This window comes from Arthrobacter gandavensis (assembly GCF_039528575.1).
Classification (GTDB): domain Bacteria; phylum Actinomycetota; class Actinomycetes; order Actinomycetales; family Micrococcaceae; genus Arthrobacter_B; species Arthrobacter_B citreus_B.
Window position 1 is genome coordinate 56,036 of the sequence record NZ_BAAALV010000008.1, and the last position, 15,564, is coordinate 71,599.

Here is a 15,564-nt window from a genome sequence, read left to right on the forward strand (position 1 = left end):
CGAGGTCGGTTTCCTTGGGGTGCGGATAGCGGCGCGGCAACGGCCGGTTGTCCAGCAGTTCCTTCCACTCAAGGACCCTTCGGCCGGCACTGCGCGGCTTCTTTTCCGGAGCCAAGGCGGCCCTGCTGCGGCGGGCCGCGGGAAGGGGAAGCTTCAAGGCCAGCCGGGTGGTGCGCGGCATGGCGCTGATCAGGTCAACGGACACGATGGTCCGGACCGGGATGTCTGCGGGCAGGGACTGGATCCGATCCGCGGCCTTGTCCCAGACGATGGCCACGGTTGCTCCGTGGTCCTCGAACTGGTGGCGCAGTTCGCGGTCGGTGTAGAGCGGATTGTGCTCCACTACCACTGCGCCCAGCCGCAGGACGGCGTAGAAGGCAACCACGTGCTGCGGCGCGTTGGGCAGGACCAGTGCCACACGGTCTCCGGGCCCGACGCCGAGGCGCTTCAGGCCCGCTGCGGCACGCCGGATCTGCTCCCCCATTTCCCGGTAGCTGGTGGTGGCACCGAAGAACTGCAGCGCGGGCTTGGAACCGTACCGGCTGACGGATTCCTCCACCATGTCCACCAGCGAGCCCTTGGGCAGCTTGAGGTTCTGCGGCACGCCTTCGGCGTAGTGGCGTGTCCACGGCCGGTGAAAGTCAGGGAATCCCTTGGAAGCTCTACTCACGGTTTGAACTCTATCCCTTGCTGGACGGGCGCCATGCACCCGGACGGAACGGGGGCCACCTGCATTTCGGTCACCCTCCTAAGCGGAATCGCGGCTGGTCTGAGCTACACTGAAAAGCTGAAGGGGAGTAGCTCCGGTACACCCCCAATTCTAGTTTCGGCTCCGGCCGCACAGAAATTGGGCTCAAGACCGAGGCCTGTCGACATACTGGCTGCGTAAGCAGCCCGGCAGTCCACCCGCGGTGCATGGCACCGGGGCGAGCGAGACCTTCGGCCAGTACGTAGAAGCTGGCCGGAGCCCTCCCAGTTCGCTCCGGCCATGACCAGGAGCGTGTGTGAAAAACCCACCAACTCAAGGGCAGCCGCCCCCTGAGCACCCCACCCCCAGCCCGGCCGACCGCCGTCGCTGGAGGCAGTACCTTGCCGATGAGCAGGCCGAAGCAGCCACCTACCGCTACCTGGCCGAACGCCGCGAGGGAGAAGAGCGGGACATCCTGCTGGCACTCGCCGAGGCAGAAGGCCGGCATGAGGAGCATTGGCGCCAGCTGCTTGGCCCCGAAGCAGACAAGCCCATGCGCCCGTCCCTGCGGAACCGCATGCTCGGGCTGCTGGCCCGCCGGTTCGGGTCGGTGTTCGTGCTGGCCCTTGCGCAGCGCGCCGAAGGCCGCTCTCCTTACAGCGATGACCCAAACGCCACCAGCGCCATGGCTGCCGATGAGCAGATCCATGAAGAAGTGGTGCGCGGCCTCGCAACCCGCGGCCGCACCCGCCTTTCCGGCAACTTCCGCGCCGCCGTGTTTGGCGCCAACGACGGCCTTGTTTCCAACCTGGCCCTGGTCATGGCTATTGGTGCTACCGGCGTTTCGAGCACGTTTGTGCTCTTCAGCGGCATTGCCGGCTTGCTCGCCGGGGCGCTGTCGATGGGTGCCGGCGAGTACGTCTCGGTCCGTTCCCAGCGGGAGCTGCTGGAAGCCTCCAGACCCACCCAGGTGACCCTGTCTGCGGCAAAGTCCCTGGACATTGACGCCAATGAGCTCGTCCTCGTGTACCGGGCGCGCGGCATGTCCCGGGAGGCGGCCGAGCACCGGGCAGCGGAACGCATGGGACTGTACACCTGCGACTGTGACCCGTCACTGTCCCTCCAGCCGGAGAAGATGAAGGAAGCCGGGGACGAGGACCACGAAACCGTGGGTACCGGGATCGGAGCAGCGCTCTCGAGCTTCTGCTTCTTCTCCTCCGGCGCCATCATCCCCGTGCTCCCGTACCTGTTCGGCATGGGCGGGCTCGCCGCCGTCGTGCTTTCCTGCGCACTGGTGGGGATTGCGCTGCTGCTGACGGGATCCATCGTGGGCCTGCTTTCCGGAGCGTCCCCGCTCAAGCGCGGACTGCGCCAGCTGGCGATCGGCCTGGGCGCTGCTGCCGTGACGTACGTCCTCGGGCTGCTCTTCGGGACCGGCCCGCTCTAGGCCCTTCCCCCTATCCAGATAACAGAAACTGCCCGTATGAGCGCTCATACGGGCAGTTTCTGTTATCTGGATGCCGCGTCTGCTTAGCGCGGAGTGGACGCGCTGACCTGCCGCAGCTCCGTGGTGCTGGGACCGTTGCCCTCGTCATCGGTGCTGATCAGTACGTTGCCTTCGCCGATCGCTTCGGGCATGACCTCAGGCTCGAGACGGGTCGCCAGCGGCTTTTCCTTGATGAACAGGCACAGGATCGTCGCCACCACTGCCATCGGAACCATAAAGAGGAACAGCGGAATCAGGGCCTCGTTGTAGGACCGGATGATGATGTCCTGGATCGCCTCGGGCAGCTCATGGACAAGCTTGGGGGTCAGTGAATTGCCGCCGCCGGTCGCCGAAGCCGCGCTGGCCGGAAGCCGCTCGCCCAGCAGGTCCGAGAGCCGGTGCGCGAAGAGGCTGCCGACGACGGCGGAGCCCAGCGTTGCACCGATCTGGCGGAAGTAGTTGTTGGCCGCCGTGGCCGTTCCTACCTGGCGCATCGGGAAGGAATTCTGGACCACCAGCACCAGGATCTGCATGTTCAGGCCCAGCCCGAGGCCCAGGATGCCGATGTAGACGCACAGCTGCCAGACCGGGGAATCGGCCGTGATGGAACCCATCAGCAGCAGCGCCAGGATCATGATCGCCGAACCGGCGATGGGCATCCACTTGTAGCGTCCGGTCTTGGAGACCAGGGAACCGGAGAGCACCGAGCTGAACAGCAGGGCTCCCATCATGGGGATCATCAGCATGCCGGCTTCGGTGGCGCTGGCACCGGTGGCCATCTGCAGGTACGTGGGCAGGTACCCGATCGCACCGAACATGGCCACGGAAGTGAGCAGGCCGGAGGCAGTGGCAAGGTTGAAGTTGCGGTCGTGGAAGAGTTCCATCGGAATGATCGGCTCAGCCGTCCGGCGTTCGACCATCACAAAGACGACGGCGGAGAGGATCGTGGCGCCAATGAGGCCCAGGATCACCGGGTCGCCCCACGCGTAGGTGCTGCCTCCCCAGCTGCTCACCAGCACCAGGCCGGTGGTGGCCAGGGCAATGAAGACCATGCCCCACAGGTCGATCTTGGGCCGGGAGGTGACTGCCCGCGGCTTCAGGAAGAACAGTGCGCCGAGCAGCGCCAGGACGCCCACGGGAATGTTGAACCAGAACGTCCAGCGCCAGCCCGGTCCTTCGGTAAGCCAGCCGCCGATCAGTGGTCCAACCACCGAGGAGAAGGCAAACACGCCGCCCATCCAGCCCATGTACTTGCCGCGCTCACGTGCCGGCACGACGTCGGCAATGATGGCCTGGGAGAGGATCATCAGGCCGCCGGCACCAATGCCCTGGATAACCCGGGCAACAATCAGCCAGGTCATGTCCGGTGACAGGGCACCGACCACTGAACCGGCCAGGAAGATGATGATCGCAGCCACCAGCAGGTACTTGCGTCCGATCAGGTCGCCCAGTTTGCCGTAGATGGGCATCATCACCGTGGAGGCCAGGATGAAGGCCGTGATGACCCAGAGCATAAGGTTGGCGCCGTTGAGCTCGCCCACGATCGTGGGCAGGGCGGTGCCAAGAATGGTCTGGTTCAGCGCCGAAAGGAGCATGGCCAGGACCAGGGCGGTGAAGACAAGCACGAGGCTGGGTTTTTTCCCGTGGCTTGCGGGCGCTGCAGCGGCAGCTGATTTCGTCATAGAAGTTCCTTGAAGACATCTCGAAGAAGTTCCAGGCCCTGATCGAGGGCCTGGAACTGGGCGGTGGCGGTCGGATTGGACCAGGTTTTCTGCATGACGTGTCGCATGCGGGTGCTTGCGGTGAGGACGATCGTGAAGGCGACGTCGTCGACGTCGTACCCCTGCCAGGCCGAACCCGCCGGCAGCTCGCGCCAGCGCCGGGACTCGGCAAGCTGGCTGCGAACCGTCTCAAGGACCAACTGCTCAACCTTGAGGATGTACTGGTAGCGCCTCAGGCGCAGGTTGGGGTAGGCCTCGTAGATGCGTCCGCGGAGTTCGGCTGAGTCGTCACCGCCCTGGATGGTGCGTACGACGGCGAGCATCAGGCGGCTGACTTCCGTCAGGAGATCGCCTTCCACGTTGAACGCCGCCAGCATCTCGGGCTCCACGCACGGTTCCTTCAGCCCCAGGACGGCGTCTTCCTTGCACGGGAAGTAGTTAAAGAAGGTCCTGGCGGAAACGCCGGCTTCCTCGGCGACCACTTCGACGTTGACGCCTTCCAGCCCCTCGTTGAGGGCGCGGCGGGCTGCGGCATCGTGCAGCGCCGCCCAGGTCTCGGCGCGCTTGCGATCGCGGAGGGAAGGTAGTTGACTCACCGAACTACTTTGTCATCCGCACCAAGATTTCACAACTGCAAAATTGCAGTTGTGCAAGGAATCACAGGGCTCGGCAGGCCCTTAGGGCTTGAGCATCACCTTTACGGCCTGGCGCTGGTCCATGGCGGCATAGGCCTTGGGCGCGTCCTCCAGCGGAAGCACCGAATCAAAGACCCTGCCCGGGTGGATCTTCCCGGCGAGAACGTCTTCGAGGAGCTCTGGCAGGTAGGTGCGCACGGGGGCCATGCCGCCGCCCACGGTAATGTTCTTGGCGAAGAGGACACCGATGGGGAGTTCCGCGCCGCCGGCGGGGACACCGACGAATCCGACCCGCCCGCCGGGACGGGTGGACCGCAGGGCCTGGTCCATCGACTCCGCCGTCCCGACGCACTCCAGCACCGCATCCGCCGGCACTCCCCCAAGCAGCTCGCGTACCCGTGCCGCACCCTCCTTGCCGCGTTCGGCAACGACGTCGGTGGCTCCGAATTCACGGGCGAGTGCCGCCCTGTCCTCGTGCCGGGACATGGCGATGATCCGTCCCGCACCCAGCCGCGAGGCCGCGAGCACCGCACAGAGTCCGACGGCGCCGTCGCCCACCACCACGACGCTCGCTCCAGGCGAGACTCCGGCGCTGACCGCTGCGTGGTGCCCCGAACCCATTACATCGGAAAGGGTCAGCAGGTCCGCGAGAAGGGCATCGTCCGGATCGGAGACCCCGGGAACCTTTACCAGGGTTGCCTCGGCATTGGGGACCCGGACGGCCTCGCCCTGGGCACCCTGGACGAAATCGCCGTGGGTGTCCTTGCTGCCCCAGCCCACCAGTTCCTCGCAGGCGACGGTGACGCCCGAACGGCACGGAGGGCACGTGCCGCAGTTGCCGGTAAACGGCGCAATCACGAAGTCTCCGGGCGCGAGGGACGTGACCTCCGTGCCGACGCTCTCCACCACGCCTACGAACTCGTGTCCAATGGCGCGGGGTTCAGGGGTTTCCCGGATCCCGCGGTACGGCCAAAGGTCCGATCCGCAGACACAGGCCGCGCTGACCCGCACCACCGCGTCCGTTCCGCGGAGGAGAGTCGGGTAATCCCTTTCCTCAACGCGGATGTCGCCGGGGCCGTGGATGATCGTGGCGCGCATGGCAGCCTTCCTGTTTGCGGGCAGAGGTTCCATACCAGCCTAATGCCGCAAGGGAAAGCGGGGTGCATGGGTAGTTCTCCCCATGTCGCCTTTCCAGGTTCCGGTCTAGCGTGAGCGTGAGGGCAGAAACGAAAGCTGAAGAACGAAGTCACGAGAAGCCAAAGGACAGGTGGAAGATGCTGAGGCACTGCAAGGGATTGCCGGTCCGGCTGGCTCCGCGGGAGCGGATGCCGCGCACTCTGTGCCGCCGGAACTGGAACCGAATCCCCCGCTGCGTTCGGGCAGCGTAGGAATCCACTACTCTCGACAGATTTTCTTCTCACCGGCACAATGCCGCAGATGAGAAGGCCAGATCCACGCTCCTTGTGCGTCGTAGCCGCCGGGATCGTGCTGGCAGCAGGCTCGGCAGCCCCCCAGCCGCCCGCTGCCCGCGCCGCCGGTCCCCCAGCCGGCGGCGCCGAACTTACCGCCGCCGAAATCGGCGAAGCGCAGCAGACTGTGGCTGGAGCGCTGCTGGCAGCCCTCGGTTCCTCCGGATGGACCGGGCCGGCCGGGAGCGCTCCGGTTCCGGGTGAGCTGCCCAAACCGCATGCGGTTGCCTGCTCCCTTCAGGGGACGGCAGTCACGCCCGGGTCCGGCCCCGGCGCGGGTGCCAGAAGGCACCTGCTTTCGCTTCAGCTCACGGGTCCTCTCCCCGAGTCTCCGGAACGGGCCCGAGACCAGGCCCAGTCCGTCCTCACTGCCCTGGGCGCCGAGATGCTCTCGGCGCTGACTCCGGGTCCGGATGCGCCGCCCGAAGCTGAGTTCACCTTTACGGCAGCCCACGACGGCGGAGTGGTGACGTACGCGGCCAGCGGCCAGCTGCAAAAACTCAAGATCACTTCTCGCTGCTCCGCGGACCCTGCGCTGGCCGCAGGGACAAGCACCCCCGCCACCTAAGCGTTTCGGCTTCCCGGCAAAAAACTTTGGACCTTCTCCGGCCTGATGGAGGCCGGTGCCTTGTCCGCCGATCTTTAGGGCACCTAGTCTCTGGCTAACCTACTGGCCGGTAGAAAAGAGCCGGCCTGACAAAGACGTCACAGAAAAGGTCCTCCATGCGAAAAACCCCAGCCCTGCTCGCCGCAGGCGCCCTCCTGGCAGCGTCCGTCCTGGCAGCGCCCCCGGCCTCGGCATTGACCGGGCCCGGCGCGGCGGCTGCGCCGCCGGCGGCGCGTACCGACGTCGTCGTTCCATCCTTCGACGGGACGCCGATCCATACCAACTTTTTCCCCGCGCTGGGCCTGCAGGCGGGCGAAACCGCACCCACCGTCATGGTGGGCCCGGGCTTCGGACTGCCGGGAAGCCGTACTCCGTCAACGACCACCAGCACCCTGATCGGCTCCATCGGGATCGCACCGCTGCGGGAAGCCGGCTACAACGTGGTGACGTGGGATCCGCGCGGCTTCGGCCTCAGCGGCGGGGAAGCGTATGTTAACAACCCCGCCTTCGAAGGCCGCGACGGGCAGGTGCTCATCGACTTCATTGCCCAGCAGCCGGAGGCGGAACTGGATGCTCCCGGCGATCCGGTGCTGGGCATGGCGGGGGCCTCCTACGGCGGCGGGATCCAGTTTGTCCTCGCCTCGCTGGATCAGCGCGTGGACGCCATTGCCCCCACCATCGCGTGGAACAACCTGACCACCAGCCTCTACAAGGCCGGGTCGTTCAAGTCCGGCTGGGGGACCCTGCTCTGCCTGGAGGGAACGCTGACCGGGCAGCTGGGGGAACTGGTCGGCAACAGCGGAGCACTTGCCGCTCCGGTGCGGAAGGCCTGCCGGGAAGGCATGACGTATCCGAACACCCTCAGCCCGGAATCGGTTGCCTACTTCGATTCCCTGACGCCGCAGAGCATGTTCACCTCCATCACGGCACCCACACTGATCATCCAGGGCACGGTGGACACCCTGTTCACCCTCGATGAAGCCACCCGGAACTACAACCTCATCAAATCCACCGGCACCGAGGTCAAGATGCTGCAGTTCTGCGGCGGCCACGGACTGTGCTCCTCCGGGGTGGCCGGACCGGACCGCATTACCGGCGCCGTGCTGGACTGGTTCAGCAAGCATCTGGACGGCAATGACGTTCCAACCGGACCAGGCTTCGAGTTCATCGACCAGCTGGGAACCACCAGGGCGGCCGAGGGATACCCTGCACCCGTGGGCTCCCTTATCGGGACGGGCAAGGGCACCCTGCTGCTATCCCCCGCGGCTGTCAGCGGGGGAGTCATCGCCGCAGCCTGGGCGCCGGTGTCCGTCAACGCCCCGGTAGCGGCCCCGGCCGAGGCCACGCAGGTCTTCGGGGCGCCCCAGCTGACGCTGACCTACAGAGGCACCTCCCGGACGCCGAACACGCACGTCTATGCCCAGATCATCGACAAGTCCCGGAGCTCGCTGGTGGCCGGGAACCAGGTGACACCGGTGCCACTGATCCTGGACGGCACGGAACGGACCATTACCGTTCCGCTGGAGGAGATTTCCTACCTGGTAACCCCGCAGAGCCGGCTGGTACTGCAGGTGACCCCCAGCTCCTCGGTCTACACCTCCCCGAAGGTCACGGCCCTGGCCTCCTTCACGGCCTCAGTCTCGCTGCCGGTGGTTGGCAACTACCCGGTAGTGCCGTAGCCGCGGCGTCCGTTCGCCGGGCCGCTGGGTGCGGTCCGGCGAACGGACCGCACCCAGGCTAGGCCTTGCGCAGCTTCAGTTCGACCTCTTCCAGGGACAGACCCCGGGTCTCCGGCATGAACCGGCGGACGAACAGCACGGCGCAGATGCCCAGGGCCACGAAGATGAAGAACGTGTTGGAAATACCCAGGGCGGCCATCAGCATGGGGAAGGAGAAGCCGACCGCGAAGTTGGCCATCCACTGCACGAACACGGACAGACCGATTCCCAGGCCGCGGACCCGCAGCGGGAAGATTTCCGCCAGCATCAGCCACGTCACCGGCGACACCGCACCCTGCTGGAAGGCCAGGAACAGGACAGTCAGGGACAGGACGGTGAAACCGCGGGCGGTGCCTTCGGGCATGAGGATCGAGGCAGCACCGATGAGCGCAAGGGTGGTGGTGGTACCCAGCAGGCCGGTGATGAGCATGGGCCGGCGCGATACCTTACCCAGCAGCCAGATGCCGATCAGGGCGGCGGCAACGGAGACAACGCCGTTCGCTATGTTGGCGGTCAGCGCCGCTTCCGTGCCGAATCCGGCGTCAGCCAGGATCTGCGTGCCGTAGTAGATGATCGCGTTCACGCCGGTAATCTGCTGCACGATGGACAGACCCATGCCGATCAGCAGGACGCGCAGCAGCCACGGCTCGGCGAAGTCCTTCAGCCGCCCGGTGCGTGTGGTGCCTGCCAGCCCCTTGATCTCTTCGTACTCCGCCTGGGCTTCTTCGGCGCTGCGGATCTTCTGCAGCGCTTCAAGCATCTGCGCGTACCTGCCCTTCGACCCCAGCCAGCGCGGGCTTTCGGGCACAAAGTGCATGCCGATCCACAGTGCTACTGCCGGAACGGTGGCCACCAGGAGCATCCAGCGCCACACGTTGCCTTCCTCGCCCCAGAGGTTGCCGATCACTGCGTTGCAGACGAAGGCGGCGAGCTGCCCGGTGACGATCATCAACTGGTCACGGGTCACCAGCTGGCCGCGGCGGGATGCGGGAGCAAGCTCGGCCAGGAACATGGGTACGACGGCGGATGCGCCGCCCACTGCCAGGCCCAGGACTACGCGGGCCAGCACCATCAGCCCTACCCCGGGCGCTGCGGCAGTGCCCGCGGCTCCGAGCATGAACACGACGGCGAGGATCAGCAGCAGCCGGCGCCGGCCCAGCCGGTCGGCCAGCTGCCCGGCTCCCACGGCGCCGAAGGCCGCACCGAAGAGCAGGCTGGAGGTGATCAGTCCCTCGGTAAAGGGGGTAAGGCCCAGGTCATCCTGCATGTAGGGCAGCGCCCCGTTGATCACTCCGGTGTCATAACCGAAAAGGAACCCGCCAAGGGTCGCGATCCAGGTGGCGCGGCGCAGGGCGCGCCGGTGATCTGCCGGCACCGGCGTACCGGGGGCGGCTCGCTTGGAACTCATCAATATGTCTCTCTGGTGATGGACGCACAAAACCCCCGTGCACCGGAAAACCGGGCACGGGGGTATGTGCTGGTGGAACTAGAGCGAAGCGAAAACTTCGCGCAGCAGTTCAGCGGTCTCGGACGGCGTCTTGCCGACCTTCACGCCTGCTGCTTCAAGTGCTTCCTTCTTGGCCTGTGCGGTTCCTGCGGAGCCGGAGACGATGGCGCCTGCGTGGCCCATGGTCTTGCCTTCGGGAGCGGTGAAGCCGGCCACGTAGCCAACAACGGGCTTGGTGACGTTGGCCTTGATGAACTCGGCTGCGCGCTCTTCGGCGTCGCCGCCGATTTCGCCGATCATCACGATCGCCTTGGTCTCGGGATCAGCTTCGAAGGCTGCGAGGGCGTCGATGTGGGTGGTGCCGATGATCGGGTCGCCGCCGATGCCGATGGCGGTGGAGAAACCGAGGTCGCGCAGTTCGTACATCATCTGGTAGGTCAGGGTGCCGGACTTCGAAACGAGGCCGATCGGGCCCTTGCCCGTGATGTTGTTCGGGGTGATGCCAACGAGGGCTTCGCCCGGGGTGATGATGCCGGGGCAGTTCGGGCCGATGATGCGGGTGACCTGGTTGCCGTCGGCGTCGACCTTGGACTGGGCGTGGGCCCAGAACTCGGCGGAATCCTGTACGGGAACACCTTCGGTGATGACCACAACGAGGCCGATGCCGGCGTCGATTGCTTCCATCACGGCGTCCTTGGTGAATGCCGGCGGAACGAAGACGATCGAGACGTCAGCCTCGGTCTTTTCCATGGCCTCGGCCACGGTGCCGAAAACGGGGAGCTCAACATCGCCGTGGGTCACGGTGGTGCCGGCCTTGCGGGCGTTGACGCCGCCAACAACCTGGGTCCCGGCCTTGAGCATCAGGGCGGTGTGCTTGGTGCCTTCGCCGCCGGTGATGCCCTGAACGATGACCTTGGAGTCCTTGTTCAAGAAGATAGACATGTGTGAATTCTCTTTCTGGGGATCGGCTCGGTCAGCGAGCTGCGTTGGCGAGCTCGGCAGCCTTGTCGGCGCCGTTGTCCATGGTGGTTGCGAGGGTAACCAGCGGGTGGTTGGCCTCGGCCAGGATGCGGCGGCCTTCCTCGACGTTGTTGCCGTCCAGGCGGACGACCAGCGGCTTGTTGGCCTCGTCACCGAGGATCTCCAGGGCCTTGACGATGCCGTTGGCAACGGCGTCACAGGCGGTGATTCCACCGAAGACGTTCACGAAGACGGACTTGACCTGCTCATCGTTGAGGATGACGTCCAGGCCGGCGGCCATGACGGATGCCGAAGCTCCGCCGCCGATGTCCAGGAAGTTGGCGGGCTTCACGTTGCCGTGCTTTTCGCCTGCGTAGGCAACGACGTCGAGCGTGGACATAACCAGGCCTGCACCGTTACCGATGATGCCAACTTCGCCGTCGAGCTTGACGTAGTTGAGGTCGTTCGCCTTGGCCTTGGCTTCCAGCGGGTCAGCTGCATCCTTGTCTTCCAGCTCGGCGTGGCCGGGCTGGCGGAAGTCAGCGTTCTCGTCCAGGGAGACCTTGCCGTCCAGGGCAACGATGTCGCCTGCGCCGGTCTTGACCAGCGGGTTGACCTCAACGAGGGTTGCGTCTTCCTTGGTGAAGACGTCCCAGAGCTTCAGGATGGCGTTCACGACGCCTTCGCGCAGTTCCGGAGCGAAGCCGGCTGCATCGACGATTTCTTCGGCCTTGGCCTGGTCGATGCCGACTGCCGGATCGACGGCAACTCGGGCAAGGGCGTCGGGGCGCTCGACGGCGAGCTGCTCGATTTCCATGCCGCCTTCAACCGAGCACATGGCCAGGTAGTTGCGGTTGGCCCGGTCCAGCAGGACGGAGAAGTAGAACTCCTCGGCGATGTCCGCACCCTGGGCGATCATGACCTTCTTGACCGTGTGGCCCTTGATGTCCATCCCGAGGATGTTGCTGGCGTGCTCGAAAGCCTCGTCAGCGGTCTTGGCGACCTTGACGCCGCCGGCCTTGCCGCGGCCGCCAACCTTTACCTGGGCCTTGACGACGACGACGCCGCCAATCTTCTCGGCTGCGGCTTTGGCTTCTTCAGGAGTGTGCGCCACGATTCCGGCAAGCACGGGTACTCCGTGCGCCTCAAACAGATCGCGCGCCTGATATTCAAACAGGTCCACGGGCTAGTGTCCTTCTACGTCGAAGTAGGTTTACATATTGATCAGCTGATCAAGAAGCAGATGCGTCGAGCCGGGCTGCCCCAATGGCACTTTAGTCCCTTAGCACCGGGGGCCCACCACAGACTACCGCTTTAGTGACGAAGGGCACAGTTCGACAGTTTGTAGAAGAACCGGCCTGTCCGCTATGGGCCTGAGGCTGTGTTATGACTCCTTGGTCAGCGGTGCATAACGCAGCAGCAGGCGCTTCTCGCCGACGTCGAACTTCACCTTCGCCACGGTCTTGTCCCCTGAACCTTCCACGGCCAGCACCTGACCGTGGCCGAAGGACGTGTGGTTGACCTTGTCCCCCACCGCAACCGAAATGACTTCCTTCTGCGGCTGGACACGGCCCATGGCCTTGGAGACAGGCGCAGCGGCGATGCTCCCGCCGGTGGACGACGCCGAGCCGGCACCCCAGTGCGACCCGCTGTAACGGCTGGAGGTGATGCTTCCGCCGCCGCCCCAGGTGGGCCGGTCCATGCCTTCGCGCTTCCACTCAATGAGTTCAGGAGGCACTTCCCCGACGAACTGGCTGGCCGGGTTGTACTGGCTCTGCCCCCACATGCTGCGGACCTCTGAGCGGGTCAGGTAGAGCCGCTGGCGGGCGCGGGTCAGTCCCACGTAGGCCAGGCGGCGTTCCTCGGCCAGTTCGGCCGGATCGGTGGCGGAGCGCTGGTGCGGGAAGATGCCCTGTTCCATGCCGGTCAGGAACACCACCGGGAATTCAAGGCCCTTGGCAGTATGCAGGGTCATCAGGGTTACTACGCCCTGGCGGCGGGATTCCTCGACGGCGGCTGCCACTTCCTCGGCGGAGCCTTCCGGCGCATCCGGGATCTGGTCCGCATCAGCAACCAGGGAGACCTGTTCCAGGAACTGTTCGAGGGTTCCTTCGGGATTGTCGCGTTCGAATTCGCGGACGACGGCGACCAGTTCCGCCAGGTTCTCCACGCGGGACTCGTCCTGCGGGTCGGCGCTGGAACGCAGCTGCGCCAGGTACCCGGTCTGTTCCAGCACCGCTTCCAGGGCCGCGGAGGCACCGGAGCCGGATGCCACTTCGGCCAGGTCGTCGATCAGCTTCACGAAGCCGTTGACGGCGTTTAGCGAGCGCGTTGCCAGTCCGGGAGCATCTTCGGCCCGGCGCAGGGCAGCCATGAAGCTGATCCGCTCCCGTTCCGCGAGTGCGGCCACCGAGTATTCCGCCCGGTCACCGATGCCCCGCTTGGGTTCGTTCAGGATGCGGCGCAGGTTCACGACGTCGTCCTGGTTCGCCAGCACGCGCAGGTACGCCAGCGCGTCCTTGATTTCCTTGCGCTCGTAGAAGCGGGTGCCGCCAACCACCTTGTACGGCAGGCCCACGCGCACCAGCACGTCTTCAAGCGAGCGGGACTGGGCATTGGTGCGGTAGAAGATGGCGACGTCGCCGGGGCGCAGGTCCTCTTCATCCTGCAGCCGGTCGATTTCCTCGGCGATGAAGCGGGCTTCCTCGTGCTCGTTCTCCCCCACGTAGCCGACGATCTTCGCGCCGTCGCCCTCTGCCGTCCAGAGTTTCTTCTCCGGACGGTTGGGGTTGCGGGAAATCACCGCATTCGCCGCCGAGAGGATGGTCTGGGTGGAGCGGTAGTTCTGTTCCAGCAGGATGGTGCGCGCGGACGGGTAGTCCTTCTCGAAGTCCACGATGTTGCGGACGTCCGCCCCGCGGAACGCATAAATGGACTGGTCCGAGTCGCCCACCACGGTCAGCTCAGCCGGCGGGATGTCCAGGTGGCCTTCGCCTTCCACTCCCACGAGCTCGCGGACCAGGGCGTACTGGGCGTGGTTGGTGTCCTGGTACTCGTCCACCAGGATGTGCCGGAACCGGCGCCGGTAGTATTCGGCCACGCCAGGGAAGGCCCGGAACATGTAGACCGTCTGGGCGATCAGGTCATCGAAGTCCATGGCGTTGGCCTGGCGCATGCGCTGGGTGTACCCGGTGTAGACCTGGGCCACGGCCTGCTCGAACGGGTCCGAGTAGTTGGCGCTTGAGGCGTAGGACTCGTCGTCGATGAGCTCGTTCTTGAGGCCGGAGATCTTGTTGGCAATGGCCTTGGGCGCGAATCGCTTGGGGTCAAGGTCCAGGCCCTTGGCCACCAGCGTGATCAGGCGCAGGGTGTCCGCTGAGTCGTAGATGGAGAAGTTGGAGTTCATCCCCACGGCTTTGGCTTCCCGGCGCAGGATCCGCACGCAGGAGGAGTGGAAAGTGGAGATCCACATGGTTTTGGCTACCCCGCCCACGAGAGACTCGATGCGCTCCCGCATCTCCGCCGCAGCCTTGTTGGTGAAGGTGATGGCTAGGATCTGGCCGGGGTTGGACCGTCCGGTGGCCAGCAGGTAGGCGATCCGGTGGCTGAGCACCCTGGTTTTGCCCGACCCGGCACCGGCGACGATCAGCAGCGGGGATCCGGCGTGCTTGACGGCCTCCTCCTGCTGCGGGTTCAGTCCGCGAAGGAGGTCCGCGGCCCGGGCTTCGTCCACGCGTCCGGAACCGGCGCGGGGCTGTCCGCCGGCCGCTGCGGTGTTGGCGCCCGGTTTCCGGCCGGCTTCTTCCCCGGCCGGGGCTGCATCGGGGTCAGCGGAGGCCTTGGTCTTGGCGGGCGTGGAAAAGTACGGATCAAAGAGATAGTCCATGGTGGTTTTAAGTCTAGGTGCTGGCCCCGACATTTTCCCGGACGCCGTTTCCGCCCGGCCGGCCCGGGCGCCCTTAGCTTTCCGCTAGCCGGTGCCGGATCTCCCGCACCGCCGTCGCAGGGCCGGCAATGTGCCAGCGGAACCCGTTAACTTCAAGAACCGCCGTCGTGCCGCCGGAAGCCTCCACAATCGCCTTCCCGGGCAGCCAGTCCCATTCCGGGCAGCTGTGCTGGAACCAGGCGCCGAGCCTGCCGGCCGCCACCGAACCCAGGTCGCAGGAACCGCTGCCCAGCATCCGCAGGGTTGCGGCGCCGGCAGCGGCACTGATCCATGGGCCGGCGACGTCGTCCCGGCGCAGCCAGGTTGGGTGCAGGTACGTGCCGGCGCTGAGACGATCCAGCCCCGCGTCAGCCTGTGGTGCCAGTACCGCTCCGTTCAACGTGGCGGGATGCCCCGGGCCACCAAGCCAGAGGCGGTCCTCCTGGGGCTGGTAGATGGCACCCAGCAGCACCTCGGGGTCTTCCGCCTGCGGGTCCGCCGGCTCGGCCCGCAGCGCCAGGGCCGAGCACCAGTACGTCGATCCCGAGAGGAAGTTATAGGTACCGTCCACGGGATCTATAACCCAGGTGCGCCCGGACGTTCCCTGATGGCTGGCGCCTTCTTCGCCGAGGATCCCGTCCTCGGGGCGCAGCCTGCGCAAGGTTTCAAGGACCAGCTTTTCTGCTGCATGGTCTGCTGCGGTCACGACGTCGGAGACCGAGGTTTTTTGTTTTCCCGTCAACCCTTCGCTGCGCATGGCCAGGGCAAGGGCACCGGCCTCCCGGACCAGGGACCCGGCAAGGGCGAAATCTTCTTCAGTGGCATTCGCGCTCATGGGCCTTAGCCTAAACCGTCCGTTCCCCGGCTGCCCGCAGGAATGCCCGCTGCCCCCTCCGCCATACTGGAAG

General features: G+C 65.8%; 12 protein-coding genes. 3 read left to right on the forward strand and 9 right to left on the reverse strand.

Translation table 11 applies throughout. The annotated features are described in order from the left end of the window. Positions 1 to 670: AMP-binding protein (locus tag ABFX29_RS15980; protein WP_346038506.1), on the reverse strand; the 670-nt coding region annotated here is incomplete at its 3' end. A 334-nt stretch (positions 671 to 1,004) separates the two neighbouring features. On the opposite strand from ABFX29_RS15980, the gene ABFX29_RS15985 reads away from it, so the two are divergent. Continuing rightward, entirely contained in the window at positions 1,005 to 2,135 is a 1,131-nt protein-coding gene (locus ABFX29_RS15985) for a VIT1/CCC1 transporter family protein (protein ID WP_152229536.1), read from the forward strand. 83 nt (positions 2,136 to 2,218) lie between these two features. On the opposite strand, the gene ABFX29_RS15990 is transcribed toward ABFX29_RS15985, so the two are convergent. The 3 genes from ABFX29_RS15990 to ABFX29_RS16000 all read right to left on the reverse strand — a co-directional run bounded on the left by ABFX29_RS15990 (position 2,219) and on the right by ABFX29_RS16000 (position 5,628). Continuing rightward, complete coding sequence (locus tag ABFX29_RS15990) at positions 2,219 to 3,856, reverse strand: MDR family MFS transporter (RefSeq protein ID WP_152229535.1); 1,638 nt, start codon at positions 3,854 to 3,856, stop codon at positions 2,219 to 2,221. Beyond that, positions 3,853 to 4,491, reverse strand: coding sequence for a TetR/AcrR family transcriptional regulator (locus tag ABFX29_RS15995; protein WP_152229534.1), 639 nt, complete (start codon positions 4,489 to 4,491; stop codon positions 3,853 to 3,855). Before ABFX29_RS15995 ends, ABFX29_RS15990 begins: the two co-directional genes overlap by 4 nt. 81 nt (positions 4,492 to 4,572) lie before the next feature. Beyond that, a complete protein-coding gene (locus ABFX29_RS16000) occupies positions 4,573 to 5,628 on the reverse strand; it encodes a zinc-dependent alcohol dehydrogenase family protein (protein WP_152229533.1) in 1,056 nt (351 codons plus the stop codon). Between the two features lie 363 nt (positions 5,629 to 5,991). On the opposite strand from ABFX29_RS16000, the gene ABFX29_RS16005 reads away from it, so the two are divergent. Continuing rightward, complete coding sequence (locus ABFX29_RS16005; RefSeq protein ID WP_152229532.1) at positions 5,992 to 6,567, forward strand: hypothetical protein; 576 nt, start codon at positions 5,992 to 5,994, stop codon at positions 6,565 to 6,567. 155 nt (positions 6,568 to 6,722) lie between these two features. Beyond that, a complete protein-coding gene (locus tag ABFX29_RS16010; protein WP_152229531.1) occupies positions 6,723 to 8,285 on the forward strand; it encodes an alpha/beta hydrolase in 1,563 nt (520 codons plus the stop codon). Between the two features lie 58 nt (positions 8,286 to 8,343). Here ABFX29_RS16010 and ABFX29_RS16015 read toward each other — a convergent pair whose 3' ends face one another. From ABFX29_RS16015 to ABFX29_RS16035, 5 genes are all read right to left on the reverse strand, one after another. Then, complete coding sequence (locus ABFX29_RS16015) at positions 8,344 to 9,732, reverse strand: sugar porter family MFS transporter (protein WP_152229530.1); 1,389 nt, start codon at positions 9,730 to 9,732, stop codon at positions 8,344 to 8,346. 78 nt (positions 9,733 to 9,810) lie between these two features. Continuing rightward, on the reverse strand, positions 9,811 to 10,713 hold the full coding sequence (sucD, locus tag ABFX29_RS16020) for a succinate--CoA ligase subunit alpha (RefSeq protein WP_152229529.1): 903 nt from the start codon (positions 10,711 to 10,713) through the stop codon (positions 9,811 to 9,813). A 31-nt stretch (positions 10,714 to 10,744) separates the two neighbouring features. Beyond that, positions 10,745 to 11,914: an ADP-forming succinate--CoA ligase subunit beta gene (sucC, locus tag ABFX29_RS16025; RefSeq protein WP_152229528.1), complete on the reverse strand. Its 1,170-nt coding sequence runs from the start codon at positions 11,912 to 11,914 to the stop codon at positions 10,745 to 10,747. A gap of 201 nt (positions 11,915 to 12,115) precedes the next feature. Beyond that, positions 12,116 to 14,617 carry a DNA helicase PcrA gene (gene pcrA, locus ABFX29_RS16030; protein ID WP_152229527.1) on the reverse strand — a complete coding sequence of 834 codons (2,502 nt, stop codon included), beginning with the start codon at positions 14,615 to 14,617 and terminating at the stop codon, positions 12,116 to 12,118. Positions 14,618 to 14,690: 73 nt separating this feature from the next. Continuing rightward, positions 14,691 to 15,491: an inositol monophosphatase family protein gene (locus ABFX29_RS16035; RefSeq protein ID WP_152229526.1), complete on the reverse strand. Its 801-nt coding sequence runs from the start codon at positions 15,489 to 15,491 to the stop codon at positions 14,691 to 14,693. Positions 15,492 to 15,564 lie beyond the last annotated feature (73 nt).

Bases quoted from the DNA above. Each gene is read 5' to 3' on its own strand.
- ABFX29_RS16010 (WP_152229531.1), top strand. From the start codon at position 6,723: ATGCGAAAAACCCCAGCCCTGCTCGCCGCAGGCGCCCTCCTGGCAGCG.
- sucD (WP_152229529.1), bottom strand. From the start codon at position 10,713: ATGTCTATCTTCTTGAACAAGGACTCCAAGGTCATCGTTCAGGGCATC.
- pcrA (WP_152229527.1), bottom strand. From the start codon at position 14,617: ATGGACTATCTCTTTGATCCGTACTTTTCCACGCCCGCCAAGACCAAG.
- ABFX29_RS16035 (WP_152229526.1), bottom strand. From the start codon at position 15,491: ATGAGCGCGAATGCCACTGAAGAAGATTTCGCCCTTGCCGGGTCCCTG.
- ABFX29_RS16000 (WP_152229533.1), bottom strand. From the start codon at position 5,628: ATGCGCGCCACGATCATCCACGGCCCCGGCGACATCCGCGTTGAGGAA.
- ABFX29_RS15990 (WP_152229535.1), bottom strand. From the start codon at position 3,856: ATGACGAAATCAGCTGCCGCTGCAGCGCCCGCAAGCCACGGGAAAAAA.
- ABFX29_RS16015 (WP_152229530.1), bottom strand. From the start codon at position 9,732: ATGAGTTCCAAGCGAGCCGCCCCCGGTACGCCGGTGCCGGCAGATCAC.